The organism is Blautia sp. CGZ-1-C1, assembly GCF_056504575.1.
The window spans coordinates 1-24,882 of the sequence record NZ_JBWLUT010000166.1; the positions used below are offsets into that span (position 1 = coordinate 1).

Annotated in this window: 27 protein-coding genes; 26 read left to right on the forward strand and 1 reads right to left on the reverse strand. The window is 41.3% G+C overall.

Annotation, left to right across the window (positions count from 1 at the left end):
- Positions 1 to 300: 300 nt before the first annotated feature.
- From AC058W_RS15305 to AC058W_RS15415, 23 genes are all read left to right on the forward strand, one after another.
- Positions 301 to 600 carry a metal-sensing transcriptional repressor gene (locus AC058W_RS15305; protein WP_242986834.1) on the forward strand — a complete coding sequence of 100 codons (300 nt, stop codon included), beginning with the start codon at positions 301 to 303 and terminating at the stop codon, positions 598 to 600.
- Between the two features lie 198 nt (positions 601 to 798).
- On the forward strand, positions 799 to 1,251 hold the full coding sequence (locus AC058W_RS15310; RefSeq protein WP_479390272.1) for an NUDIX hydrolase: 453 nt from the start codon (positions 799 to 801) through the stop codon (positions 1,249 to 1,251).
- Positions 1,252 to 1,350: 99 nt separating this feature from the next.
- A complete protein-coding gene (locus tag AC058W_RS15315; protein ID WP_479390273.1) occupies positions 1,351 to 1,638 on the forward strand; it encodes a hypothetical protein in 288 nt (95 codons plus the stop codon).
- The gene (locus AC058W_RS15320) at positions 1,524 to 1,973 is read left to right on the forward strand and encodes an alpha/beta hydrolase (protein WP_479390274.1); all 450 of its coding nucleotides are present in this window, start codon (positions 1,524 to 1,526) and stop codon (positions 1,971 to 1,973) included. The genes AC058W_RS15315 and AC058W_RS15320 overlap by 115 nt, the downstream gene beginning before the upstream one ends.
- A gap of 427 nt (positions 1,974 to 2,400) precedes the next feature.
- A complete protein-coding gene (locus tag AC058W_RS15325; RefSeq protein ID WP_479390275.1) occupies positions 2,401 to 3,582 on the forward strand; it encodes an iron-containing alcohol dehydrogenase in 1,182 nt (393 codons plus the stop codon).
- Between the two features lie 195 nt (positions 3,583 to 3,777).
- Positions 3,778 to 4,641 carry a serine hydrolase domain-containing protein gene (locus tag AC058W_RS15330; protein WP_117676808.1) on the forward strand — a complete coding sequence of 288 codons (864 nt, stop codon included), beginning with the start codon at positions 3,778 to 3,780 and terminating at the stop codon, positions 4,639 to 4,641.
- Positions 4,642 to 4,654: 13 nt separating this feature from the next.
- Positions 4,655 to 4,786: a hypothetical protein gene (locus AC058W_RS15335; RefSeq protein ID WP_278277966.1), complete on the forward strand. Its 132-nt coding sequence runs from the start codon at positions 4,655 to 4,657 to the stop codon at positions 4,784 to 4,786.
- Positions 4,786 to 5,694 carry a LysR family transcriptional regulator gene (locus tag AC058W_RS15340; RefSeq protein ID WP_117676807.1) on the forward strand — a complete coding sequence of 303 codons (909 nt, stop codon included), beginning with the start codon at positions 4,786 to 4,788 and terminating at the stop codon, positions 5,692 to 5,694. Before AC058W_RS15335 ends, AC058W_RS15340 begins: the two co-directional genes overlap by 1 nt.
- Before the next feature lie 329 nt (positions 5,695 to 6,023).
- Positions 6,024 to 6,968 carry a nickel ABC transporter permease gene (gene nikB / locus AC058W_RS15345; RefSeq protein ID WP_117676806.1) on the forward strand — a complete coding sequence of 315 codons (945 nt, stop codon included), beginning with the start codon at positions 6,024 to 6,026 and terminating at the stop codon, positions 6,966 to 6,968.
- A complete protein-coding gene (nikC, locus tag AC058W_RS15350) occupies positions 6,965 to 7,831 on the forward strand; it encodes a nickel transporter permease (RefSeq protein WP_117676805.1) in 867 nt (288 codons plus the stop codon). The genes nikB and nikC overlap by 4 nt, the downstream gene beginning before the upstream one ends.
- A gap of 33 nt (positions 7,832 to 7,864) precedes the next feature.
- A complete protein-coding gene (locus tag AC058W_RS15355) occupies positions 7,865 to 9,403 on the forward strand; it encodes an ABC transporter substrate-binding protein (RefSeq protein ID WP_055199577.1) in 1,539 nt (512 codons plus the stop codon).
- A 100-nt stretch (positions 9,404 to 9,503) separates the two neighbouring features.
- Positions 9,504 to 10,298 (forward strand): ABC transporter ATP-binding protein, encoded by a 795-nt coding sequence (locus AC058W_RS15360; RefSeq protein WP_117676804.1) that lies wholly within the window; start codon positions 9,504 to 9,506, stop codon positions 10,296 to 10,298.
- Positions 10,295 to 11,056, forward strand: coding sequence for an ABC transporter ATP-binding protein (locus AC058W_RS15365; RefSeq protein ID WP_117676803.1), 762 nt, complete (start codon positions 10,295 to 10,297; stop codon positions 11,054 to 11,056). The genes AC058W_RS15360 and AC058W_RS15365 overlap by 4 nt, the downstream gene beginning before the upstream one ends.
- A 181-nt stretch (positions 11,057 to 11,237) precedes the next feature.
- Positions 11,238 to 12,242 (forward strand): cobalt transporter CbiM, encoded by a 1,005-nt coding sequence (cbiM, locus tag AC058W_RS15370; RefSeq protein ID WP_026649036.1) that lies wholly within the window; start codon positions 11,238 to 11,240, stop codon positions 12,240 to 12,242.
- Between the two features lie 3 nt (positions 12,243 to 12,245).
- Positions 12,246 to 13,070, forward strand: a complete 825-nt coding sequence (locus AC058W_RS15375; protein ID WP_117845488.1) for an energy-coupling factor transporter transmembrane component T family protein — start codon at positions 12,246 to 12,248, stop codon at positions 13,068 to 13,070.
- Positions 13,071 to 13,102: 32 nt separating this feature from the next.
- Entirely contained in the window at positions 13,103 to 13,774 is a 672-nt protein-coding gene (locus AC058W_RS15380) for an energy-coupling factor ABC transporter ATP-binding protein (protein WP_117676831.1), read from the forward strand.
- Positions 13,775 to 14,192: 418 nt separating this feature from the next.
- The gene (locus AC058W_RS15385) at positions 14,193 to 15,749 is read left to right on the forward strand and encodes an ABC transporter substrate-binding protein (RefSeq protein WP_479390280.1); all 1,557 of its coding nucleotides are present in this window, start codon (positions 14,193 to 14,195) and stop codon (positions 15,747 to 15,749) included.
- A 69-nt stretch (positions 15,750 to 15,818) separates the two neighbouring features.
- On the forward strand, positions 15,819 to 16,814 hold the full coding sequence (locus AC058W_RS15390) for an ABC transporter permease (protein ID WP_479390276.1): 996 nt from the start codon (positions 15,819 to 15,821) through the stop codon (positions 16,812 to 16,814).
- Positions 16,811 to 17,704 carry an ABC transporter permease gene (locus AC058W_RS15395; RefSeq protein ID WP_117845486.1) on the forward strand — a complete coding sequence of 298 codons (894 nt, stop codon included), beginning with the start codon at positions 16,811 to 16,813 and terminating at the stop codon, positions 17,702 to 17,704. The genes AC058W_RS15390 and AC058W_RS15395 overlap by 4 nt, the downstream gene beginning before the upstream one ends.
- On the forward strand, positions 17,697 to 18,644 hold the full coding sequence (locus AC058W_RS15400) for an ABC transporter ATP-binding protein (RefSeq protein WP_340282142.1): 948 nt from the start codon (positions 17,697 to 17,699) through the stop codon (positions 18,642 to 18,644). Before AC058W_RS15395 ends, AC058W_RS15400 begins: the two co-directional genes overlap by 8 nt.
- The gene (locus AC058W_RS15405) at positions 18,634 to 19,236 is read left to right on the forward strand and encodes an ABC transporter ATP-binding protein (protein WP_117845483.1); all 603 of its coding nucleotides are present in this window, start codon (positions 18,634 to 18,636) and stop codon (positions 19,234 to 19,236) included. The genes AC058W_RS15400 and AC058W_RS15405 overlap by 11 nt, the downstream gene beginning before the upstream one ends.
- 109 nt (positions 19,237 to 19,345) lie before the next feature.
- A complete protein-coding gene (locus tag AC058W_RS15410) occupies positions 19,346 to 19,681 on the forward strand; it encodes a pyridoxamine 5'-phosphate oxidase family protein (protein ID WP_118609818.1) in 336 nt (111 codons plus the stop codon).
- Positions 19,682 to 19,698: 17 nt separating this feature from the next.
- Entirely contained in the window at positions 19,699 to 20,523 is an 825-nt protein-coding gene (locus AC058W_RS15415; RefSeq protein ID WP_117845480.1) for a protein-ADP-ribose hydrolase, read from the forward strand.
- 110 nt (positions 20,524 to 20,633) lie between these two features.
- Here the strand turns inward: AC058W_RS15415 and AC058W_RS15420 are convergent, their stop codons facing one another.
- Positions 20,634 to 21,968: an MATE family efflux transporter gene (locus tag AC058W_RS15420; RefSeq protein WP_117845478.1), complete on the reverse strand. Its 1,335-nt coding sequence runs from the start codon at positions 21,966 to 21,968 to the stop codon at positions 20,634 to 20,636.
- Between the two features lie 77 nt (positions 21,969 to 22,045).
- Here AC058W_RS15420 and AC058W_RS15425 point away from each other — a divergent pair, with 77 nt between their 5' ends.
- From AC058W_RS15425 to AC058W_RS15435, 3 genes are all read left to right on the forward strand, one after another.
- Positions 22,046 to 22,867, forward strand: coding sequence for a MerR family transcriptional regulator (locus tag AC058W_RS15425; RefSeq protein ID WP_117845477.1), 822 nt, complete (start codon positions 22,046 to 22,048; stop codon positions 22,865 to 22,867).
- A 191-nt stretch (positions 22,868 to 23,058) separates the two neighbouring features.
- A complete protein-coding gene (locus tag AC058W_RS15430; RefSeq protein WP_118136357.1) occupies positions 23,059 to 23,511 on the forward strand; it encodes a MarR family winged helix-turn-helix transcriptional regulator in 453 nt (150 codons plus the stop codon).
- A complete protein-coding gene (locus tag AC058W_RS15435) occupies positions 23,501 to 24,856 on the forward strand; it encodes an MATE family efflux transporter (protein ID WP_479390277.1) in 1,356 nt (451 codons plus the stop codon). Before AC058W_RS15430 ends, AC058W_RS15435 begins: the two co-directional genes overlap by 11 nt.
- Positions 24,857 to 24,882: the final 26 nt, after the last annotated feature.

A 24,882-nucleotide genomic window follows, 5' to 3' on the forward strand; every position in this document is an offset into this window, starting at 1 on the left:
ACTGCAGCTATGATGATCAAATATCTGATGCCAATTATTATGCTGGTACTGTTCTTACAATCTACAGGTATCCTGAATAAAGTTTGATTATAGGACTAAAAAAAGGCGGTTCTTTTTCGTATCAGATTGATTGGATTAGTGAAAATGTGAACAAAAAAACGGGGAATAGTATGAGTCTGGCAAGGTCAATACTTGACAAAAAAAGAGACATAACAGATAATTGCTATAGTTAAAAAAGAAAGCAGTAAAACAAATTACAGATATTTTTTGATAAATATCCCCGTAAACAGGAGGTCGGATATGAAACAGTGTATGGATACTGATAATTTACACCGCAGATTAAAGAAAATCATCGGACAGGTACAGGCAATTGACCGTATGATTGATGAGGATATTCCATGTGAAGATGTCCTTTCACAGATCAATGCAGCGAAATCTGCATTACATGGATGTGGAAAAGTAGTTCTGGAAGGACATATCAAGCATTGCGTCCGCGATGGCATTGAATTTTCTGGCAATCGTTCTTGCTATCACGGGAATTCTGAACCCTGTAGTTGGAGCACTGGTACACAATGCCGGTTCAGTACTTGTAATTATTAATTCGGCACTCCTGTTAAAATGGAAGTAAATTTTTATGTTCTTTGCGGCTGATTAGATGATAAGTGACATTGGCTTCCGGGTCTGTCAGTGGAATTACTTTTCGGTTAAATTACAGAATATTTATTGCGTATCCCTGCTCTAAGGATTAAACTTGTAAAGTAATAAATGAAAAAATAAAATTAACTGGAGAAATAACAAATGGAATACATAGATATTGTAGATGAACAGGGAAATCCAACAGGGGAAAAAGTTGAGCGTTCGATTGCTCATTCACAGGGAATTCGCCACAGGACAGCACATATCTGGATTGTGCGGAAAGTAAATGGCAGATATCAGGTTCTTATGCAGAAAAGGGCTATGAATAAAGAATCCTTTCCGGGAATGTTTGATACCTCATCAGCGGGACATATCCAGGCAGGTGATGAGCCTCTGGAATCGGCATTACGTGAGTTTCACGAGGAACTGGGAATCCGTGCACAGCCGCAGGAACTGGAATTTGCCGGAAATTTTCGTATATCCTATGAGAAAGAATTCTACGGAAAAATGTTCCGGGATAATGAAATCGCTTTTGTGTATATTTACAGTCAGCCTGTAGATGAGACAAAGCTGGTTCTCCAGAAAGAAAGAAGTGGAAACCGTAGAATGGTTTGACCTGGAAGAAGCATATGCAAACTGTAAAAAACGCGATCCGAGATTCTGCGCACCAACAGGCGGGATAGAAATTGTGATAAGAGAATTGGCGGGTAGAAGATGATCACATATGAATATGGAAATCCAGAAGCAGATACTGTTCTGATTCAGCCAACGGGTGAGCATGAATTGGCAAGTCTTGAGAATGAGGTCAGAGAAATTGAAAAAAGGACTTCTAAGGAATTCAGATTTATTGCGACAAAGGTAGAAAACTGGAATGATGATCTGTCTCCATGGAAAGCACCGGCGGTAATTCCAAGAAGGAGGATTTTGGTGGCGGGCGCGTCAAAGACGTTAAGAGAGAGATTATCGCACTTTGCGCAGATAAAAACAGAAAATATTATATAGGTGGATATTCCCTTGCAGGATTATTTGCGTTATGGGCAGCCTGCCAGACAGATATATTCTCAGGTGTTGCAGCAGCATCCCCATCTGTATGGTTTCCTGGCTTCATTGACTATATGAAGACATATAAGATAAAAAGTCAGAACGTTTATTTAAGTCTCGGAGATAGAGAAGAAAAGACAAGAAATCCTGTTATGGCACAAATCGGTAACTGCATCAAAGAGGAATATCGCTGTTTGCTGGAAAATGGAATTAATTGTATACTGGAATGGAATAAAGGAAACCACTTTAAAGAAGCAGATATAAGAACTGCGAGAAAGCATTTGCATGGATATTAAATAATGATTCGTCAGGCGAACGGACAACAAGGCTGAGTAATTTGTAGAGACAAAAATAAATTTACAGAACGGGAAGTCAGAGATGCAACGGTAGGTTGTGTTTCTGGCTTTTTTTGTTTATATGTTATACAGTATACGATTTCTTGATTTATAAGAACAGGATTGAGATGTTTATAATTTAAAAAAAATGTTAAAAAATAAACAAATAATACATGGAAAATATTGGCACAATAGCAGACATATGATAGAAAAATAGCAGATATATGATAATAATATAGAGTAAATGACAAAAAATATCAAATATTAAAATAATTCAAAATACTATTGCGTTATAAAATTAACAATGATATAATGCGAACTGACAGAAGAGGTGAGTGCCTTCTGCAGCAGCATGTAAACTGGCATAATTTTAAAGGAGAGAACAGCAATGGCAAGATTTACATTACCAAGAGACATTTATCATGGAAAAGGATGTCTGGCAGAACTGAAAAATTTAAAAGGAAAAAAGGCAGTCCTTGTTGTTGGCGGTGGTTCCATGAAACGTCAGGGATTTTTGGATAAAGCAGTCAACTATTTAAAAGAAGGCGGAATGGAAGTTCAGCTGATTGAAGGCGTTGAACCAGATCCATCAGTAGAAACGGTTATGAAAGGTGCAAAAGTGATGCAGGAATTTCAGCCGGATTGGATCGTTGCTATGGGCGGTGGATCACCAATTGATGCAGCGAAAGCAATGTGGACATTTTATGAATATCCGGATACAAAATTTGAAGATCTTATTACACCTTTTGGATTCCCGGAATTAAGACAGAAAGCCAGATTTGCGGCAATTCCATCCACATCAGGAACAGCTACAGAAGTTACGGCTTTCTCTGTAATTACTGATTATAATACAGGAATTAAATATCCTCTGGCAGATTTTAATATCACACCAGATGTGGCAATTGTTGATCCGAAACTGGTAGAAGGACTTCCGGTTAAACAGGTAGCGTATACCGGAATGGATGCATTAACACATGCAATTGAAGCATATGTTTCTACTTTACACTGTCCATATACAGATCCGCTTGCATTGCAGGCAATCGAGATGGTGCTGACATATCTTCCGGCATCTTATAATAAAAATATGGAGGCACGTGAGCAGATGCACTATGCACAGTGTCTGGCAGGAATGGCATTTTCCAATGCACTGCTTGGTATTGTTCATTCAATGGCTCATAAAACAGGAGCTGCATTTTCTACAGGTCATATTCCACATGGATGTGCAAATGCAATCTATCTTCCATATGTAATTAAATATAATGCGAAAGATCCTGTAGCGGCAGAGCGTTATGCAGAAATCGCAAGAAGAATGGGACTGGAAGGAACATGCCAGAAGGCATTGATCAACAGTCTCTGTGAAAAAATTGATGAATTCAATGTAAGATTAAATATCCCAAAAACATTAAAAGATTTTGGAATTCAGGAAGATGAGTTCAAGGAAAAAGTTGCAAAGATCGCAGAACTTGCAGTAGGTGATGCATGCACCGGCTCAAATCCAAGAGCAATCGATCCGGCAAATATGGAAAAACTCCTGACATGCACATATTATGGAACAGAAGTTGGTTTCTGATAAAGGATTAAATAAATAATCGTGGTTAAATCGGAACCGAAATAGGGTTTAGTCAAAAAGGAACATATGTATTTTCTTTTCCCCTTGCTTTAATTATAAAAAGCAAGGGGAATTTTTATACCTTGCCTCAGAATAAGAATGTGTTATATAATAATACGAATATATCATAAGAAAATTAACAGGAGGGCCTTTGATATGGATATTTCTGAATTTATAGAAGTAGCAAAGAATCTTAACGTTCTTGGAATTAAAATTACAAAAGACGGAGAACTGGCAGCAGAGTGGCACAGTGAGCCTGAATGCAGGAGAAATATCTATTCTGCAACGAAAAGCTTTACATCCTGTGCAGTTGGTTTTGCTGTTCAGGAAGGTTTGATTGATCTGAATGAAAAGCTTACAGAAGCATTTTCAGGAGATATGCCGGAGAATATTGATGATAACCTGAAATCTGCAACAGTCCGGGATTTACTGACCATGTGCCTGGGACAGGAAAAAGGAAATCTTATGGGAGAACAGCGCCCGTTATATAAGGAAGATGACTGGGTAAAGATGTCTCTGGCTGTTCCTTTTAAATATAGGCCAGGAACACATTTTGTATATAATAATGTTGGTCCGTATCTGGCTGGAATTCTTGTACAGAGACGGTCCGGATGTGATCTTGTTTCCTATCTCACACCCAGATTGTTTTCACATCTTGGGATAAAACGCCCGACATGGGAAACAGATCCTCTTGGTAATAGCTTTGGAGCAGGTGGATTATTCCTTACCCTTTCTGAACTTCACAAATTTGGTCTTTTCTATCTTAATGAAGGCAGATGGAATGGCAGACAGATACTGTCTGAACAGTGGATAAAAGAAAGCACAAAAGCTGCTGATGTGGATCATTATGGATATCTGTTCTGGCGCGGAGAATACAATTCATACAGAGCAGATGGAAAATATTGCCAGATTTCCATGGTTCTTCCGGATAAAAATGCAGTTGTCACATTTGTATCGGAATGCCGCAGAGGAAAAGAACTTATGCGCGCAGTTTATGATCTTATTTGCACAAAATTATAAGGGGAGAAATATTATGACTCAAAAAGAACGTATGGAACAGGGAATCATTTATGATCCGGGTGCATCAGAAATTGCAGATGAGCAGGCTGTTTATATGGAAAGACTGGGAGAATTTAAAATAAACCAGAAAGAGAGCCTACATTAATGGATTTAAAACAGTTACAGTATTTGGTGGTATGTGCGCAGACCGGGTCGTTCAGTGAGGCGGCAAAAAATCTATATTCAACACAGCCGAGTGTCAGCAAAGTGATCAAGGGACTGGAAGATACGCTGGGAATGCAGCTTTTTGAACGGCTTCCGAGAGGAATCAGACTAACAGTACAGGGGCACAAGATTTATGAATATGCGTCTAAAATTATAAATGAAGTAAATGTTCTGGAAAATATGGCTTCCAGCGGAATGACAAAATGGATCCGGATATCTTTAAATCCTAGTTCCTGGTTTGCCAATCAGTTTGTAGACTTTTATAATGAAACTTATGAAAAAAATTACCATTTCCAGGTGACAACAGCAGGCGTACAAAGCGTAATGGAAAGAGTACGGGATTATATGGATGACATTGGTTTTGTATATATCCTCAGTCAGCAGAAGGAAAATTTTTTGTATGAACTGTCAAAAAACAAAATGCATTTCGAACCTATCTATGAAACAGATGTAATGTTGTATCCGGGACAGCTGACAGAGCTTTACAATTCCGGCAAAGAGAGGGCAGAACTGGAAGACCTGGAAGGAATCCGTTTTATACAGAATTATCAGGATGAATTTTTTGACATCGGTGCTGTAAAAGAGGATGCATTCCAATGGAAGGACATTGATATTTCCGTGCTGACCAACAGTGATTATATTATGGAAAAAATGCTGAAGAACAGTAAGGTGGCAAATATAAGCGGAAGTTACCTGTCAGAAAACAAAGAAGGAACTACACCGGGAATCCCTCTGGATCTTGGAGACAGTAAAGTGATTTTTGGTTTTATACTCCACAAAGGAGAAGAAATGGATGAGAGTGTGGCTGAACTTGTGGAGTTTTTAAAGAGCAGACTGCCGAAGCATTAATAAAAATTGTAGTTGACTTTTTAACTTATTTTGCATATACAAATAGTAGCTAAGAAATGAAGTGAAATTCCATGAAGCGAAATGAAAGCCCTCAGAGTTGCCGCTCTGAGGGCTTTCTTGCTCGTTGCGGTGAGCTGTTCCGTTTAGACTGGTGCTGTCTAATGTCTACTGTCCAGCTATTTACCTATTCCAAAAATAAAGACAGATATTCAAATTAAGAATAGCTCATAACCCCCAGGGTGGGTTGTGGGCTATTTTTGTTTTTGTTAAACTGAATGGTGGCTAATTAAGAGTACAATTTTGAAAAATTATAAAATGGAGATACTCAAATGAAAAAATATGCATTCAGACGACTGCTTCAGCTGATTCCCATTTTGTTTGCGATTACTTTTCTTTCCTATGGCATGATGCGGATTGCCGGAAGCGATGTGGTAACACAAAAAATGGAAAATACAGGACAGATTGTATCAGAAGATAGGTTAAATGCAGCCAGAGAACAGCTGGGACTGGATAAACCATTTCTGACCCAGTATTTTGTGTGGCTTGGGAAACTGCTTCATGGAGATATGGGAAACAGCTATGTATCCAGTCTTCCGGTTTTTGATACGTTCATATCGAAGCTTCCGGCAACGCTGCTTCTTACAGTGACATCTATTTTGCTGACCATCATCATATCAATCCCTTTGGGGATTCTGTCAGCAGTGAAACAGAATACGATTATGGATTATCTGATCCGCTTATGCAGCTTTATAGGAAACAGTCTTCCTAATTTTTTTGTATCATTGCTGTTGATGTATTTTCTTGCGATCAGGCTGAGGATTTTTCCGGTTATAGCCAAAGAAGTAAGCTTAAAGAGTGTGGCAATGCCGGCAATCACTCTGGCAATTGCCATGTCAGCCAAGTATCTCCGCCAGGTCCGTGCAACTGTGCTGGATGAATTAAGCAAAGACTATGTGGCAGGAGCGAAAGCAAGGGGAGTAAAGTTTTCTGTTACTCTTTGGAAAAGCATTATGAAGGCTTCGCTGGTAACCATCATTACCTTGCTGATGCTGTCAGTGGGAAATCTGCTGGGAGGAACTGCGATCGTAGAATCGATCTTTATGTGGGATGGAGTTGGAAAGATGGCAGTAGATGCCATTTCCATGCGTGATTATCCTATTATTCAGGCATATGTTATGTGGATGGCAATCATCTATGTTGTGGTAAATCTGCTTACAGATCTGTCATACCGGTTCATGGATCCAAGAATCCGTCTGGGAGGTGTGAAACAATGAGTGAAAAGCAGAATAAAAATGTGACAGTGCGTGTACAGAAGATTAAGAAAAACCATATAAAACAAAAGCTGGTCTTTTTTCTTATTCTGGCAATAGGGCTTGTAATACTTGCAGTTTTTTCAGAGCATCTCTGTCCATATGACCCTTATGCACAGGATCTGACAAGTGCGCTTCAGCCCCCCAGTCTTCAGCATCCTATGGGAACGGATACATATGGAAGAGATATGCTGTCCAGAGTTATAAGTGGTGCAAGAGCCAGTATTTTCTCCACCTTTATCCTGGTTGCGGTGATCTCTGTGTTAGGAACAGCTGTGGGTGTATGCTGCGGATATTTTGGCGGAGCTGCAGATGCTGTTATGATGAGGATTTCAGATGTATGTCTTGCTTTCCCTGGGCTTGTATTTGCCATGGCGATTGCGGCTATTCTTGGGGGAGGCATTCAGAATGCTGTTATAGCACTGGCAGTAGTAAGCTGGCCGAAATATTCACGTATTGCCAGAGGGCAGACTCTGGCATTAAAAGAGGAACCCTATATTCATGCTGCAATACTGGCAGGTGACAGCTCAGGTCAGATTATGCTCAGGCATATTCTTCCAAATATGCTGGGGCCTGTTCTGATAACAGCCATGCTTGATATCGGTACCATGATGATGGAGCTTGCAGGTCTGTCATTTCTTGGACTGGGAGCACAGATTCCCATGGCTGAGTGGGGAAGTATGATGAGCGGCGGACGAAGTATGATCCAGACATATCCATGGGTAGTATTATCACCTGGAATTGCAATTTTTATATCTGTGGCAATTTTCAATCTGTTAGGTGATACATTCCGTGACTATCTGGATCCGAAGAACAGTCGTTTATGATAAGTAATATTGAAAACATAAGGAGGAAAGAAAATGAGAGCAAAGAAATTTCTGGCAATGGCAATTGCCCTGGGGCTGGCTGTAGGAGTGACAGCTATGCCAATACTGGCAGCAGACAAAAAGACATTTGTATTTGGTGATACCACCTTTAATGCGGAAAATGAAGAGGCAGATATTAATCCACAAAATACATATGCAGGATGGGCGTGTATCCGTTATGGAGTAGGGGAAACTCTTTTCCGTTATTCCGATACCATGGAAATAGAGCCATGGATCGCAAAAGAGTACGAAAATATTGACGAGCTGACCTGGAAGATCACACTGAATGACGGAGTTGTGTTCTCCAATGGACGTGCCTGTGACGGAGAGGCAGTAAAGGAAAGCCTGGAGGCTCTGGTTGCCAATCATGAGCGTGCAGCAGGAGATCTCTGCATTGATACTATCGAGGCTGACGGAAATACTGTTACCATAAAGACTACAGAACCGAAGCCTGCACTTATCAATTATCTCAGTGATCCTTATGGATGCATTATTGATATGCAGGCAGGTGTCAGTGATGATGGGATTGTAATCGGTACAGGTCCTTATGTGGCAACTGAACTGGTGACAGATGATCATGTTAATCTTGTAAAGAATGAAAACTACTGGAACGGAGATGTAAATGTGGATGAGATCACTGTCCGCACAATCTCTGACGGTGATACACTGGCAATGGCTCTTCAGGCAGGGGAGATCAATGCTGCCTATGGTATGGCATATGCAAGCTATCCCTTATTTGAAAATGATGATTTTACATTTACCAGCACAGCTACAAGCCGTGCATTCTATGCGTGGATGAACTTTGAAAGTCCTGTAACATCTGACCCTGCAGTGCGTAAAGCAATTGCCATGGGTATTGATAAGGACAGTTTTGTGTCTGTGCTCCTGAACGGATATGGATATCCTGCAGTCGGTGTTTTCCCGGATACGTTCTCTTTTGGCGGACAGAATCTGACAACAGAGAGCTATGATCCTGATGGGGCGAAAAAGGTTTTGGAAGAAGCAGGATGGGTGGATTCCGATGGTGACGGTATCCGGGAAAAAGACGGACAGAAACTGGAGATCCGCTGGCTTACTTATCCCAGCCGTCAGGAGCTTCCGCTTCTTGCAGAGTCTGCACAGGCAACCTTAAAAGAAATTGGTATGGATGTTCAGGTGAATTGTACCTCTGATAATAATACTATCCGTAAAGACCCTACATTATGGGATGTATATGCAAGTGCCATGGTAACTGCACCTACAGGAGATCCGGAGTATTTCTTTACTTCCTGTACACTGGATGAATCTGCAAGCAATAACGGACATTATCACAGTGATAAACTGGAAGATCTGGAAAAACAGATGAAGCAAGAATTCGATGCAGATAAGCGTTCAGATCTGGCAATTCAGATGCAGCAGACAATCCTGGATGATAATGCCTATGTATTCTGCTCTCACCTGAGAATGAGTATGATCATGCAGTCTAATGTAACAGGACTGACTGCACATCCATGTGATTATTATGAACTGACAGCAGATCTGGACATCAACTAAATTGTAACAATAAATGAAGAATATTTGAACGATGATATTTCAGGGGCAAAAGGTATTTTGCCCCTGATTTGGTAAGGATTAGCAAGGATGGTTTACAGAAATGGATAGAAAAATACTGACCTACGATTCCGTAGAGATATCATTTGGCGGGAAAGCGGTGGTTCATGATGTGAGCTTCTCCCTTGAGCATGGAGAGATACTTGGCCTTGTGGGAGAATCCGGCAGTGGGAAAAGCACTCTGATCAAAGCCGCAATGGGACTTCTGGGACAGGATGGTCTTGTGACAAGAGGAGATATCCGATATATGGATCAGAATATTCTAGATATATCGGAGAAAGAAAAAAGAAAGATCAGAGGTGCAGGAATTGGCATGATCTTTCAGGATGCAGGTGCTTCCCTGTGCCCGATCCGCACCATCGGAGAACAGATTTATGAAAGTATGCGTGCACATACGAAGATAACAAGAAGTGAGGCCAAAAGCAGGGCAATGGATCTGTTTGCCAAATTGAACTTTAAGGACAGTCAGCGCGTGTGGGACAGTTATCCATTTGAACTGTCTGGCGGAATGAATCAGAGGGCAGGTATAGCAATCGCCATGCTTATGAATCCGCCTATCTTATTTGCAGATGAGCCGACCAGTGCTCTGGATGTGTCTGTACAGCGTCAGGTTGTAAGGGAAATGCTTAAGTTAAGGGAGCTGTTTGGAACGGCAATCGTGCTCGTGACACATGATATCGGGGTAGTCCGGGCAATGGCAGATACTGTGCTGGTTTTGAAAAATGGAAAAACAGTAGAATATGGCGCAGCAGATCGTGTACTGAATCATCCCCAGGATCCGTATACCAGGAAACTGCTGGAGGCTGTACCAAAGCTGCAAAGGAAGGTCAGAGTATGAGCATACTTTTAGAGGCAGAACATTTAACAAAAATATTTACCCAGAGAGGAAAAAATCCTTTTAAAGCAGTAAATGATATAAGCTTTACACTAAAAAAAGGAGAAACGCTGGGAATCGTAGGAGAATCCGGCAGTGGGAAAAGTACCATAGCAAAGCTACTCACCCGGCTGACTGATATCACAGAGGGCACACTGAAATTTGAAGGAAAAGATATTACAAGACTGAAACAAAGTCAGCTGAAAGAGGTATATGGAGATATACAGATGGTTTTTCAGAATCCGGTGGGTTCTTTTGATCCCAGAAGGACACTGGGTGACGGAATCGGTGAGAGTCTTAGAAACCGTGGAATGAAAAAGGCTGATGTAGAGAAAAGAGTAGCAGAATTGCTCGAGCAGTGCGGCCTTGAGAAGGAATATGCAAAAAGATATCCTCATGAGGTAAGTGGCGGACAGTGTCAGCGGGCTGCGATCGCAAGAGCTCTGGCAGTAGAACCAAAAGTTCTGATCTGTGATGAGGCAACCAGTGCTCTGGATGTAACCATACAGAAACAGATCATGGAGCTTCTGGAAGACCTAAAAGAGAAGAAAGGGCTGTCTTTTATTTTTATCTGTCATAATCTGGCCCTTGTCCAGATGTTCTGTGACAGGGTTCTGGTACTGTATGAGGGAAAAGTAGTGGAAAGCGGAATTCCCGATGATATCATTAATGAACCAAAGGAAGAATATACGCGAAGACTGGTGGATGCGGTACTTTCGTGAATGTGATTTTTTTGGAAGTGCGATAGTGGTATGAAAAATACAGGCAAAACTATGCCGGATAAGAATATATAGATATCCCCTTGGGTGGGTTGTTGACGCTTTAATGTGGTGCTACAATATAGTTGTTTGTAAGGTGCGCGCCAGATAAAAATAATATTTTCACAGGAAAGGAAGTATATTTATGCATATACCTGAAAATTATTTAAGCCCGTCAACATGTGCTGTAATGACAGCAGCCATGCTTCCGGTGTGGGGATATTCTATTCATAAAATAAAAACAGAGATACCGAAATCAAAGATGCCGCTTCTTGGTATTGGGGCAGCCTTTTCATTCCTGGGAATGATGTTTAATGTTCCGCTTCCGGGCGGTACAACAGGACATGCAGTAGGGGGAACTCTTATTGCCATACTGACAGGAAGTCCTGCAGCCGGGTGCATAGCGGTTTCTATTGCTCTGCTGATACAGGCACTTCTTTTTGGAGATGGCGGAATCCTTGCATTTGGGGCAAACTGTTTTAATATGGCATTTATATTGCCATATCTGGGCTTTTTCCTGTATAAACTTCTTTTGAAGAAAACAGGTATGCGCAAACTTAGCGCGGCAATTGGTTCATATATAGGTATTAATGCTGCGGCCTTTTGTGCAGCTGTTGAATTTGGTATTCAGCCACTGCTGTTCAAAAATGCAGAAGGCCAGGCTCTTTATTGTCCGTATCCGCTAAGTGTATCAATACCTGCAATGATGATCGGACATATTACATTATTTGGTCTGGCAGAGATTATTCTGACAGTAGTGGTACTTACCTTTGTTGAAAAAGTTACACCAAAAGCATTGGATGCTGTTCCGGATAAGACAGCATTTAAACCACTGTATATACTGATGGCTGTTCTCATCGTACTGACTCCTCTGGGACTTCTGGCAACCGGTACTGCCTGGGGTGAATGGGGTGCTGATGAAATCGCTGGTCTGGTAAGTGGCGGAAGCCAGCTTGGATACACTCCGTCAGGAATGACCAATGGATTTGAACTGTCAACTTTGTTTCCTGATTATTCTATGTCCGGGTTACCTGAGTGGACAGGATATATTCTTTCGGCTATTGTAGGCGTGGCACTTCTGGTGATCATTTTTAAGATTATTTCTTCAATGATGAAAGAGAAAGTTGATTTTAAAAAGAAGGCTGCATAACAGATGAATGATCATAAAAAAGAAGAAACTATGCTTCCAGACTGGATGTGTTCCGGAGAAACTTATGTTCCATCTAAAGATAAAGAAGCATTTTTAACAAAAAGTACGAAATCAGTTTTATCTGTGCTTGCAAAAATGCGGTTTTATGAAGGGAAGGATGGCAAATTTTCTGCCACTCCTTCTCTGAAACTGTTTTATACACTTCTATATATTGTTCTTACTGCATGTTCGGGAAATTATCTGTTTACTCTGATCATGTGTGCAGCAGTGACAGTCAGACTGGCGTTTTTTTCGGCAAAAGCTATCCGTCAGATCCTGAGAGGAACAGCAGGTGCGGTTCTGTTTTCTATATTGATCCTTCTCCCATCTGTATTTATGGGAACTCCTCAGACTTTAATGAATATTACTTCAAGAGTATATGTATCTGTAACTCTGGTTGGTATTTTGTCATCAGGAACATCCTGGAATAAACTGACAGGAAGTATGAGAACTTTTCGGCTGCCATCCATATTTATTTTTACGCTGGATATTACTTTGAAATATATTTCGGTGCTTGGAGAGATATGTGCAGCTATTCTTACGTCTGTCCGGTTAAGGTCAGTGGGAAAGAATCCTCAGAAAGCAAAAGCTTTGTCAGGTGTGTTGGGAATCTCATTTCTGAAATCTGGTGAAATGGCAGAAGAAATGCATGCAGCAATGTGTTGTCGTGGATTTACAGGAGAGTATAAGAAAAAACAGAAATACACGTTATGTGCAGCGGATATTTTCAGCACTTTTATTATGGCTGGATGTATTGTATTGTTCTGGTATCTGAACAGAAAGATATGATAATTGACAGGAAAAGACAGAAGAGGGCAGTTATGATCAGACTTGAGAATGTATGTTTTGCATATGAAAAAGAAATTGCACTGAGATATGTGGATCTTCACATAAACAGAGGAGATTCTATAGTTATCCAGGGACCTAACGGATGTGGAAAATCAACACTGATTAAACTATTGAATGGAATTATTTTTCCATCGGAAGGAAAATATTTTTATCAGGGACATGAAATTAATGAAAAAGCGTTAAAAAATAGCCAGTTTGCAAAATGGTTTCATCAGCAGATGGGATATGTGTTTCAGAATGCAGATACCCAGCTTTTCTGTGGAAGTGTGGAGGAGGAAATTGCATTTGGCCCGGTCCAGATGGGGCTTTCGGAAGCGGAGATTAAAAAAAGAACAGAAGACTGCCTGCACTTATTTGGATTGGAAAAACTAAGAGATAGACCACCCTATCATCTGAGTGGAGGAGAGAAAAGAAAGGTTTCATTGGCATGTATTCTTTCATTGAATCCTGAGGTTCTGATTTTGGATGAACCTCTTGCAGGACTTGATGAAAAAACACAGGATATGCTGGTGGAGTTTTTGCAGAGTTTTCATAAAGCAGGAAAAACGTTGATTACGATTACACATAACAGACAACTGGCTGAAACTATCGGTACCAGATTTGCCTGTATGAATGAAGAGCATGAACTGAAGATGCTATCATAATATTGATAATTATCTTTTCGTTAAAAAAAGTACTTCCTGCGGACGAAGTACTTTTTTTAATGAGTTTTTAGATGCGCATTGCGCGGAGGTCTGTGCACTTTACTTGATAACCGGCACAAATCTTTGCGCCGGCTGCAACGAGTATAAAACTGATTTGTGGAAGCGTTTATCTCGCTGTGCTGACTATATTTTATCAAAATGTTCCTGAAGTACAAGCCTCCCGGGGGGATTTCCAGATATGAAAAAAATACTGTAAGACATGCAATATATGAATGGGTAAATATCCCCCTGGGGTGCTTATGCAGTATGGTAAAAAATGTTACACTGACTCTGCTACTCATTTGTGCGCAAATGAAGAATAAAAGGAGGAACGAAGATAGTGAAGAGAAAGTTACTGGCAATTTTGACAGCGGTATGTATGACAGCAACATTTGTGGGAGGATCTGCAACGATATGGGCTGCTCAGGAAGAAAGTGCAGCAAAAGATGAAGTGATCGTGACTATGCCGATGACATCAGAACCGGAAGCAGGTTTTGACCCGGCATACGGATGGGGAGCAGGAGAACATGTACATGAGCCTCTGATCCAGAGTACCCTGACCGTTACGAATACGGACCTGTCCATCGGAATGGATCTGGCAACTGATTATTCAGTGAGTGAGGATGGTCTTACCTGGACGGTAAAGATCCGTGATGACGTAAAGTTTACAGATGGGGAACCACTGACTGCAGAAGATGTGGCATTTACCTACAATAACTGTCGTGATAACAGCTCTGTCAATGACTTTTCCATGCTGAAAGAAGCAGTGGCAGTAGATGATACAACGGTAGAATTCCATATGAATACACCGTTTGCGGTATGGCCTTACACCATGGCAATCGTTGGAATTGTTCCGGAACATGCGTATGATGAAAATTACGGACAGAATCCAATCGGTTCCGGACGCTATATTATGAAACAGTGGGATAAAGGACAGCAGGTAATCTTCGAGGCGAATCCGGATTATTATGGAGAAGCACCGACGATGAAAAAAGTAACCGTACTTTTCATGGAAGAGGATGCGGCACTGACAGCTGCTCAGTCCGGCACTGTGGATGTGGCACATACAGCTGCTTCCTATTCCGATATGTCTGTAGATGGTTATGATCTGTTCAGCGTTCAGACAGTTGATAACCGAGGATTTAATCTTCCTGCAACGGCAGCAGAGGAAATTGACGGAGTAACTTATGGAAATGATTTTACCAGTGATGTAGAAGTCAGACGTGCGATCAACATTGGTATCGACCGTGATGAAATGATCCGGAATGTACTGAATGGATATGGAACACCGGCGTACAGTGTATGTGACAAAATGCCATGGTACAATGAAGAAACAGAAGTAGAATATGACCAGGATAAAGCAAAAGAGATTCTCGATGCAGCAGGATGGGAAGCAGGCGATGACGGAATCCGCGAAAAAGATGGTGTCCGTGCAGAATTTACCATGATTTACCCGGCATCTGATTCCGTTCGTCAGGCACTGGCAGAGGACAGCAAGAATCAGCTTTCTGAACTTGGAATCGAGGTGACCACAGAGGGGGTTGACTGGGATACTGCTTATACCAGAGCAGAATCTGAACCTCTTGTATGGGGATGGGGAGCACATACACCGATGGAACTTTATAATATTTATCATACTATGGATGAAACCGGTCTGGCAGAATATTCTCCATATGCAAATGAAACTGTTGATAAATACATGGACGAAGCTTTCGCAGCCAGTGATCTGGAAAGCTCTTATGATCTCTGGAAAAAAGCACAGTGGGATGGAGAAACAGGAATTACTCAGGAAGGTGATATTCCGTGGATCTGGCTTTGCAACATCGATCACCTGTACTTTGTAAAAAATGGTCTTAAGATTGCAGATCAGAAGATCCATCCGCATGGACATGGCTGGTCAATCGTAAACAATGTAGATCAGTGGACATGGGAATAAGTGTAGTGTACAGACAAGATTATTCGAAGAACAAACTTGTTGATACAGTATTATGGGAGTAAGAATATCTTGAACAGAACAACAGAAAAATTTATATTAAAGAATTTTATCAAGATGGTATTTTTGCTGTTTGCTGTGAGTATTGTTGCATTTGCACTTATGACAGCTTCCCCCATTGATCCGTTAAAGGCCAATGTGGGGCAGGCTGCCCTCGGAAGTATGAGTCAGGATCAGATTGCGAAGCTTGAAGAGTACTGGGGCGTAGGTCAGCCGCCGGTGCAGCGTTATCTTGCATGGTTCAGAGATTTTGTAAGGGGAGATATGGGAATATCTCTCCTTTATCGTCAGAAGGTAACAACAGTGATTGAGGTTAAACTTGCCAATTCACTGTTTTTGATGATCATTGCCTGGATTCTCTCCGGGCTGATAGGATTCCTGCTTGGAGTACTGGCAGGAATGAAACGTGGAAAACCAATTGATAAAATAATAAAAGGTTATTGTCTGATGATATCCAGTACACCGGCTTTCTGGATTGCCATGCTGCTTCTGATGATTTTTGGCGTATGGCTGAAGATTCTTCCAATAGGACTGAGTGTTCCAATTGGTGTGGAGGCCAGTGGCGTGACATTTCTGGATCGTGTGCGTCATGCAATTCTTCCGGCACTGACCTTGTCAATCACGGGAATCTCTAATATCGCTATGCATACAAGAGAAAAAATGATAGACATCTGTGACAGCGATTATGTACTTTTTGCCAGGGCAAGAGGGGAAAGTAACTGGGAAATTTTCAGAAATCATGGATTTCGAAATGTACTGGGACCGGCAATGACGCTGCAGTTTGCTTCTATCAGTGAGATTTTTGGCGGTTCGGTTTTAGTAGAACAGGTATTTTCTTATCCGGGACTTGGACAGGCTGCGGTCAGTGCAGGACTTGGAAGTGATATGCCGCTTTTGATGGCAATCACCATGATCAGTGCGTTGTTTGTATTTGGCGGAAATCTGATCGCCAATATTCTTTATGGAGTCATTGATCCAAGAGTTCGCAAAGGGGGTGTGGGAAGATGAAAAATATAACTGCATCCTCAAAAGACAGACGGCACGAAACTAAAAGTCTGACAGGAAAAGGTATCAGGAGCAGGTGGAACCGCAGAAAGACATTGGTGATTTGGCTGGTAATTGCGGTCGTATTTCTTGCAGCGGTCTGTGTCGGCGGAAGTTTTTGCAGCGAAGCTGCGAAGGTAACAGACTTCTCCAGGAAGAATATTCCGCCTTGTCTGAAATATCCATTTGGAACAGACTGGCTTGGAAGAGATATGTTTGCAAGGACAGTAAGAGGATTATCTATCAGTATTATTATAGGAGTCTGTGCAGCGACATTTAGTGCTGTAATGGCATTTATCCTTGGGGTTGTGTCAGCGACAATGGGAAAAACGGCAGATACGATCGTGACATGGTTTATTGATCTGATCATGGGAATTCCTCATATGCTTTTGCTGATTCTTATCTGTGTGGCATGTGGAAGAGGGCTCAAAGGCGTGATCCTGGGCGTTGCACTGACACACTGGACTTCTCTGGCAAGATTGATCAGAGGAGAAGTGCTTCAGTTAAAAGAGCAGATTTATATCAAAACTGCCAGAAAGCTTGGAAAGAGTAACTTATATATTGCTATGAAACATATGGTTCCGCATCTGCTTCCACAGTTTATTGTGGGACTGGTGCTGCTTTTTCCGCACGCGATTCTTCATGAATCCGGCATTACATTTCTTGGTTTTGGTCTGTCAAATGAACAGCCAGCCATAGGAATCATCCTTTCAGAAGCGATGAAATATCTGGCAACCGGTAAATGGTGGCTTGCACTCTTTCCGGGAATCATGTTAATTCTTACAGTTGTGTGCTTTTACACTACAGGTGAAAATCTCCGCAGGCTGCTTGATCCGGCCAGTGCGCATGAATAGAGGAGGCAGTGAATTGGAAAGAGAAAAAATTCTGGAAATCAGTCATATGCAGATAGCTTTCTGTCAGTATCAGAGGGGGATACAGCAGATACAGCTTCCGGTAATCCGAGATCTGAACGTCACAGTTCATGCAGGAGAGATAGTGGCTGTTGTTGGATCATCGGGTTCCGGAAAGAGCCTTCTGGCACATGGAATCATGGGAATTTTGCCATACAATGCTACGATGGAGGGAGAGGTTTATTATTGTGGAGAAAACCTTACCGAAAAGAAGATAAAGCAGCTTCGTGGGAAAGAGATTGTTCTGGTGCCGCAGAGTACTTCTTATCTGGATCCACTTATGAAAGTGGGGCAGCAGATCTGTAAGGGGAAGAAAACTCCGGAAAAAAAGCGAAAACTGGATTCTATTTTTGAAAAGTATGGACTGGGTAAGAATGTTCAGGAACAGTATCCGTTTGAACTGTCGGGGGGAATGACAAGAAGAGTCATGATCTCAACAGCTCTGATCGAAACTCCGAAGCTGGTGATCGCGGATGAACCGACGCCCGGATTGGATCCAAAGCTTGCCAGACGGGCGATGGAACATTTCAGGGAACTTGCAGATATGGGAGCTGCGGTACTGGTGATTACGCATGATCTGGAGCTGGCATTGCAGACTGTGGACCGGATTCAGGTATTCTATGCAGGATATACGATTGAGGATTCACCGGCAGAGGATTTTGCGAAGGAAGAAACTCTGCGCCATCCGTATACGAAGGCATTATGGCGTGCTATGCCAGGACATGGATTTCACTATATAGACGGAGTTCAGCCATATGCAAGGGATATGCAGCAGGGCTGTCCGTTTGCACCACGTTGCGGGAAATGTACAGATAAATGTAAGGAAGAAGTTCCATGGCACCAGTCAGGGAATGGTTATGTGAGGTGCATTTATGATACTTGAAGCAAAAAATCTTTCGTTTCGTTATGAAGAATCCGGAAGAAAAATACTTGATCAGTTCAGTTTGCAGGTAGATAGCAGCGAACGTGTGGGAATTCTGGCACCGAGTGGATTTGGAAAGACAACTCTCTGTAAGATCCTTGCGGGATACGAAGAACCAGAGACAGGTACAGTGTTGATGGATGGAAAATCATTATATTCGTATAAAGGCTATTGTCCGGTACAGATGATCTGGCAGCACCCGGAGCAGGCGGTGAATCCGAGACTTCGGATGAGAAATGTTTTTGAAGAAGGAGATCAGGTAGAGACGGAACTGATAAAGAAATTGGGAATAGAGCCTGACTGGATGAATCGCTTTCCAACGGAACTTTCCGGGGGAGAATTGCAGAGATTCTGTATTGCAAGAGCGCTTGGAAAAAGAACAAGATTTCTTTTGGCAGATGAGATCAGTACAATGCTCGATCTCATTACTCAAAGCCAGATCTGGCATTTCCTTATGGAAGAAACCCAGAGAAGAGGAATTGGTATGATCGTAGTCAGCCACAGTCCGGAACTGGTAGAGAAAGTGTGTACCAGAGTGGTGGAACTTAAGTAAATGGAAGATGTGAAAAAAGACCTGGAACATTATCTTGCTGATGATAAACAGGATAAATAAAAGAAAAATGTCGTCCATTTATGTTCTGTTTTGAAAAAGATGGCAAGTTATGGTTCTAATACATTCAACAGTTGTAGCAACAGTAGACGCGGAGGGACATCCTGTAACTCGTGTGATCGATATGATGTTGCACGATGACAACAGATTATATTTCCTGACCGCAAAGGGAAAAGTTTTTTACGAACAGCTGATGGAACAGAAGTTTATCGCAATCAGCGGAATGACAGGCGGCGAAGGCTCTATGAGCAAAAAGGCAGTTTCCGTACGTGGAAAGGTTAGAAATATCGACACAAGCAAACCCCCTTTTGTAATCAGCCAGGAACATTGCCTGCATTGCGGAAACTGTATGGCTGTCTGTTCTTATAATGCTGTAGAAAAAAGATAGAAGGGTGTGGTGGAAAAATGAATCAGCAGGAAAGACTAAATTATTTAGTAGAGAGTTTTAAGGAAGATTCGGGAGAGTACAGAAACCTGCAGGTGGGAGATTCAGAAGAAGAGAAACGCACTGTACTTCGCTCACTGATGAATATCCGTATGCCTGGAAGTATCAGTGAAACTGTCCTGAAGATTCAGAACGAATTTCTGACAGAAGATGCAAAAGAGAAAGGAATCGTTTCCCTTGACAGTATTCCGACTGTAAAAGAACAGTATGGAAGCAGTCATCCATTTGCAGATAAAATCTCAGTCTGGCAGGGAGATATCACAAGACTTGAGGTAGGTGCGATTGTCAATGCCGCGAACTGCCAGATGCTTGGCTGCTTTGTGCCTTGCCACAGATGCATTGATAATGCCATCCATTCTGCAGCAGGTATCCAGCTTCGAAATGAATGTGATGCGATTATGAAAAATAAAAAGATGCAGTATGGCAGACACTATCAGGAACCGACAGGAACAGCAACACTGACTCATGCCTATAATCTTCCATGTGCTTACGTAATCCATACTGTTGGTCCTATCGTAGGATATAAACTGACAGATAAACTGCGTCAGGATTTGCGCAATTGCTACGAAAGTGTGCTGAAATGTGCCTTAGAACAGGGCATCCGCAGCATTGCATTCTGTTGTATCAGCACAGGAGAATTCCATTTCCCGAATGATGAGGCCGCTGAGATTGCAGTTGATACAGTGACTGCTTTTCTGAAAGAACATGGGGAAGAATTTGACAGAGTAATCTTTAACGTATTTAAAGAACAGGATAAAGAACTGTATCAAGCACAATTCGAATAAAGCCAATAATTTCATACACATATATATGAAGCCTGTCTTGCCGGAATATACAAGACAGGCCTTTGTTATTTTAAACAAAAAAGATGTTTACTCTAATTCAGAAATGACTATTAAAAATATTGTTTATTTGCTTTGTTTATAAAATATTTCCAATGCATCCATCCCGACAGAATCAATGTCAGAAATTCGGCAGCTGGAACAGCCAGCCAGACGCCGGTGATTCCAAGAAAATACGGAAAGGTCACAAGGCAGATCACCAGGAAAAAGAGCGTTCTGGAAAATGAAATAATCGCAGAGACTTTTCCATTCGATAATGCGGTAAAAATCCCAGATGAAATGATGTTAATTCCGCTGAACAAAAAGTTTACCGCAAAAATGCGGAATCCGACAGATGCAAGCTCAAAGGTAGCCGAATCTTTGGTAAAGACGGATACGATAAATCCGGAACACAGAACCGATAACACAACCATGAACACAGAACAAATGCAGGTAAATTTCATAATGATCTTATATGTATTTCGAAGATGTTCTTTTTGCCCGGCTCCGTACTGGAAACCAATTACAGGACTGACGCCGATAGAAAGCCCCATGAAGAAGGCATTAAATAAAAACTGTCCATATAAAAGGATAGTAATAGCTGCAACTCCAGATGCACCTGCAAGCCTGATCAGTATGATATTAAACAGAAAAGTTACAATGGAGTTGGATAGCTGGCTGACCATTTCAGAAGAACCATTATAACAAGCCTCTCCGATCACTTTTAAATGGAAGCGAAATGGAGTGAAATATAAATCACTTCGTGGTTTCAGGAAGAAAAGGATTCCCACAACCGCAGGAAGTAACTGGCCGATTCCTGTTGCAATAGCTGCTCCGCTTACACCCATATTCAGAGGCACGATCAGAATATAATCCAGAACTCCGTTTAAAAGTCCGGCTCCAATCATCAAAAACAGTCCTAAGTTAGGCTTTCCTGCTGTAACAAAAAAGGACTGAAAAAAGATCTGTAATACACAGGCTGGTGCAAATAATATCAATACTTTTAAATAACTCTGGCAATCAGAAAGTAAAGCTTCTGTTGAGCCAAGTGCCCTGCAGATAGGTGTGAGAAAAAGCAGAACAAGAATGGCAATCAGTAGACTCGTAGCTAATCCGATCAAAATGAACTGGGTCATAAATGCGCGCGCTTCTTTTGGCTTTCCCTGACCTAAATGTTTACTGATAATGGCATTTCCGCCAGTTGCAAGCATAGTCGCAAGGGCAACAACAATACCCTCTATCGGATATACGATATTGACTGCTGAAAGTGCATTACTTCCGACAAATCTGGAAACAAATATTCCATCAACAATGGTATAACATGACATGAACACCATCATGATAATAGATGGCAACGCAAACTTTAACAGACTTCGGGTTGTAAAGTTCTGATTTATAGATGTACTCATAAATTCCTCCATTTTTATTTTTCTTGACTTTTCTCAGCATATACTATAGGGTAACCCTATAGTCAAGGAGGTTTTTTATGATTCGCGATACTTATATGACGACAGGAGAATTTGCAAAGCTAATGAAGATCTCCAAGCATACACTTTTTCATTATGATGATATCGGACTTTTTTGCCCGGAGATACTTGGAGAGAATGGATACCGCTATTATTCTATTTACCAGATGGAGACTTTGGATACGATTCTTTTATTGAAAAAATCCGGGATGTCACTTCAAGAGATAAAGGATTTTCTGGAACATAGAAGTTCGGAAAATTTTATGAAGATTTTTGATGTAAAACAAAAAGAGATTGACCAGGAAATAAGCAGGCTTCTTGCAATGAAAGAATGGATGAGTCAGAGAAAAGCGAAGATTCAATATATGCAAAAATGTGATTTTTCAGAGATAAAAGTAATTTATCATCCGGAAAGATATTATTTATATGAAGAATTTACCGATACAGATACTACGGATAAAGAATTTATGTTGAAAATTAATAAGCTGATTTCAAAGCTGGAAGAATTGGACAGGGGATATGACTATGATGTTGCCTATATGCAATTTCCTCAGGAAATTGAAAACTCTGTTTATGATGGATATCACAATGCCATTCTGTTGTTGCAGAAGAAAATACAGGATGTCAGTGTAAGCGTGCTTCCGAAAGGAAATTACCTCAGTGCGTATCATGTTGGTCATTGGGAAAATATTGGAGAGACTTATGAACGGCTTTTAGCATATATAAAAGAACATAAGATCAAGACAGAGGGAAATTATCTGGAATATTATGTTGTGGATAATTTCACTGCAAAGCAGATTGAGGACTATGTTACGGAAATTTCGATAAAAATCCAGGAATAATGCAAGAATAATGCAAGAATAATGCAAGAATAATGAGGTATGGTCAGAATTATGTATATCGGGTAGGATAGGAGTTTTTTGGATACTGTACATGGAGTGAACAGTAATATTTTTTGCTTGACAAAGCGGAAAAACACCCATATAATTACCAATGGTAATTAACTAAGGTAATTATACAAGGAGCATATAACATGACAAATGAGAAAATCAAAAGAATGTTTGATGCCTGTTATCTGGCAAAGCGGATACGGGAAATGCTTCCGCCATTGCCACAAGGTGTTATGCCATCTTACATTCAATATATGGACAAAATCCAGGCGCTGGAAAAACAGGGCATTTGTGTAAAAGTATCAGACATCAGTGACGCATTGAATATTCCGCGCCCGGGAGTTACCAGAACAGTAAAAGAAATGGAAACGAAAGGATATCTCCAGAAATTATCCTCTCCTGATGATGGTCGTGTCACTTTTATTACTCTTACGGAAGCGGGAAAAGCTTTGTCCCGGAAGTATAATGAGCATTATTTCAATGAACTATCTTCGTATTTGGATGATATTTCAGAGGAAGATGCAGATTGCATGATTCGCACGATCGGGAAATTTTATGAGATTATGAGTGAGAGGAGAGAACATTATGAAAAGTGATAAAGCGGATTTCACGCAAGGGAGTATTCTGAAGAAACTGGTAGCTTTTATGATGCCGGTTCTTGGGGCATTGATCTTGCAGGCGGCCTACGGTGCTGTTGACTTGCTGGTAGTGGGAAGATTTGGTTCAACTTCCGGACTTTCAGCTGTTTCCACAGGAAGTCAGGTTCTGAACCTGGTTACATTTGTGGTGGTTCAGTTTGCTATGGGTATTACGGTTCTGATCGCCAGATATCTTGGTGAAAAGAAGCCGGAAAAGATAGGAGCAGTTATTGGTGGAGGAGCGATTGTTTTTACCATCATCTCGGTTGTTTTGTTTATCGTAATGGTATGTTTTGCTCATCCGATTTCTATACTTATGCAGGCACCGGAAGAGGCGGTTGATCTGACTGCCAGCTATGTGCGTATTTGCGGAGGCGGTATTTTTTTCATTGTAGCTTATAATCTACTATCTGCAATTTTCAGAGGACTTGGAGATAGCAAATCACCACTGCTGTTTGTTCTGGTTGCATGTATCGTAAATGTGGTTGGAGATTTGGCTCTCGTGGCTGGATTACATATGGATGCAGCAGGAGCGGCGATTGCGACAGTTTCTGCACAGGCGCTTAGTGTGGTGTTTGCAGTAGTTCTTCTGATAAAGAAAGAACTTCCGTTTAGCATTGCAAGAAAAGATTTCCGTCTGAATCCGCAGTGTAAAAAATTCCTGAAAATCGGATTACCACTGGCCCTTCAGGAGTTTCTGACACAGGTTTCATTTCTGGCATTATGTGCGTTTGTCAATCGTCTGGGACTGGAAGCATCTTCCGGTTACGGAGTTGCATGTAAAATCGTAAACTTTGCGATGCTTGTGCCGAGTGCGTTGATGCAGTCCATGGCGTCTTTTGTTTCCCAGAACATAGGAGCAGGAAAGAAAAAACGTGCGAAGAAATCTATGTTTACAGGTATCGGAGTCGGTCTGGTTGTCGGATGTCTGGTATTTGCGCTTGTTATATTCAAAGGTGATATGCTTGCAGGATTTTTCTCCACAGATGCGGCTGTTATTGAGAATGGTTATGCTTATCTGAAAGGCTTTGCATTGGAAACCATTGTGACAGCGATTCTTTTTAGTATGGTTGGCTATTTCAACGGAAACAATAAGACCATCTGGGTTATGACACAGGGACTGATCCAGACACTTCTGGTACGTCTCCCGCTGGCATATTTTATGAGTATCCAGCCAAACGCCAGCCTGACAAAGATTGGTCTGGCAGCACCGATTTCCACTATGGTGGGAGTTGTATTGAATATTGGATTTTATGTATATCTTAACCGCGCAGAACAAAAGAATGCTAAAGAACGTTGCTAATTTATAGTTTATTAGAAATACAGTAT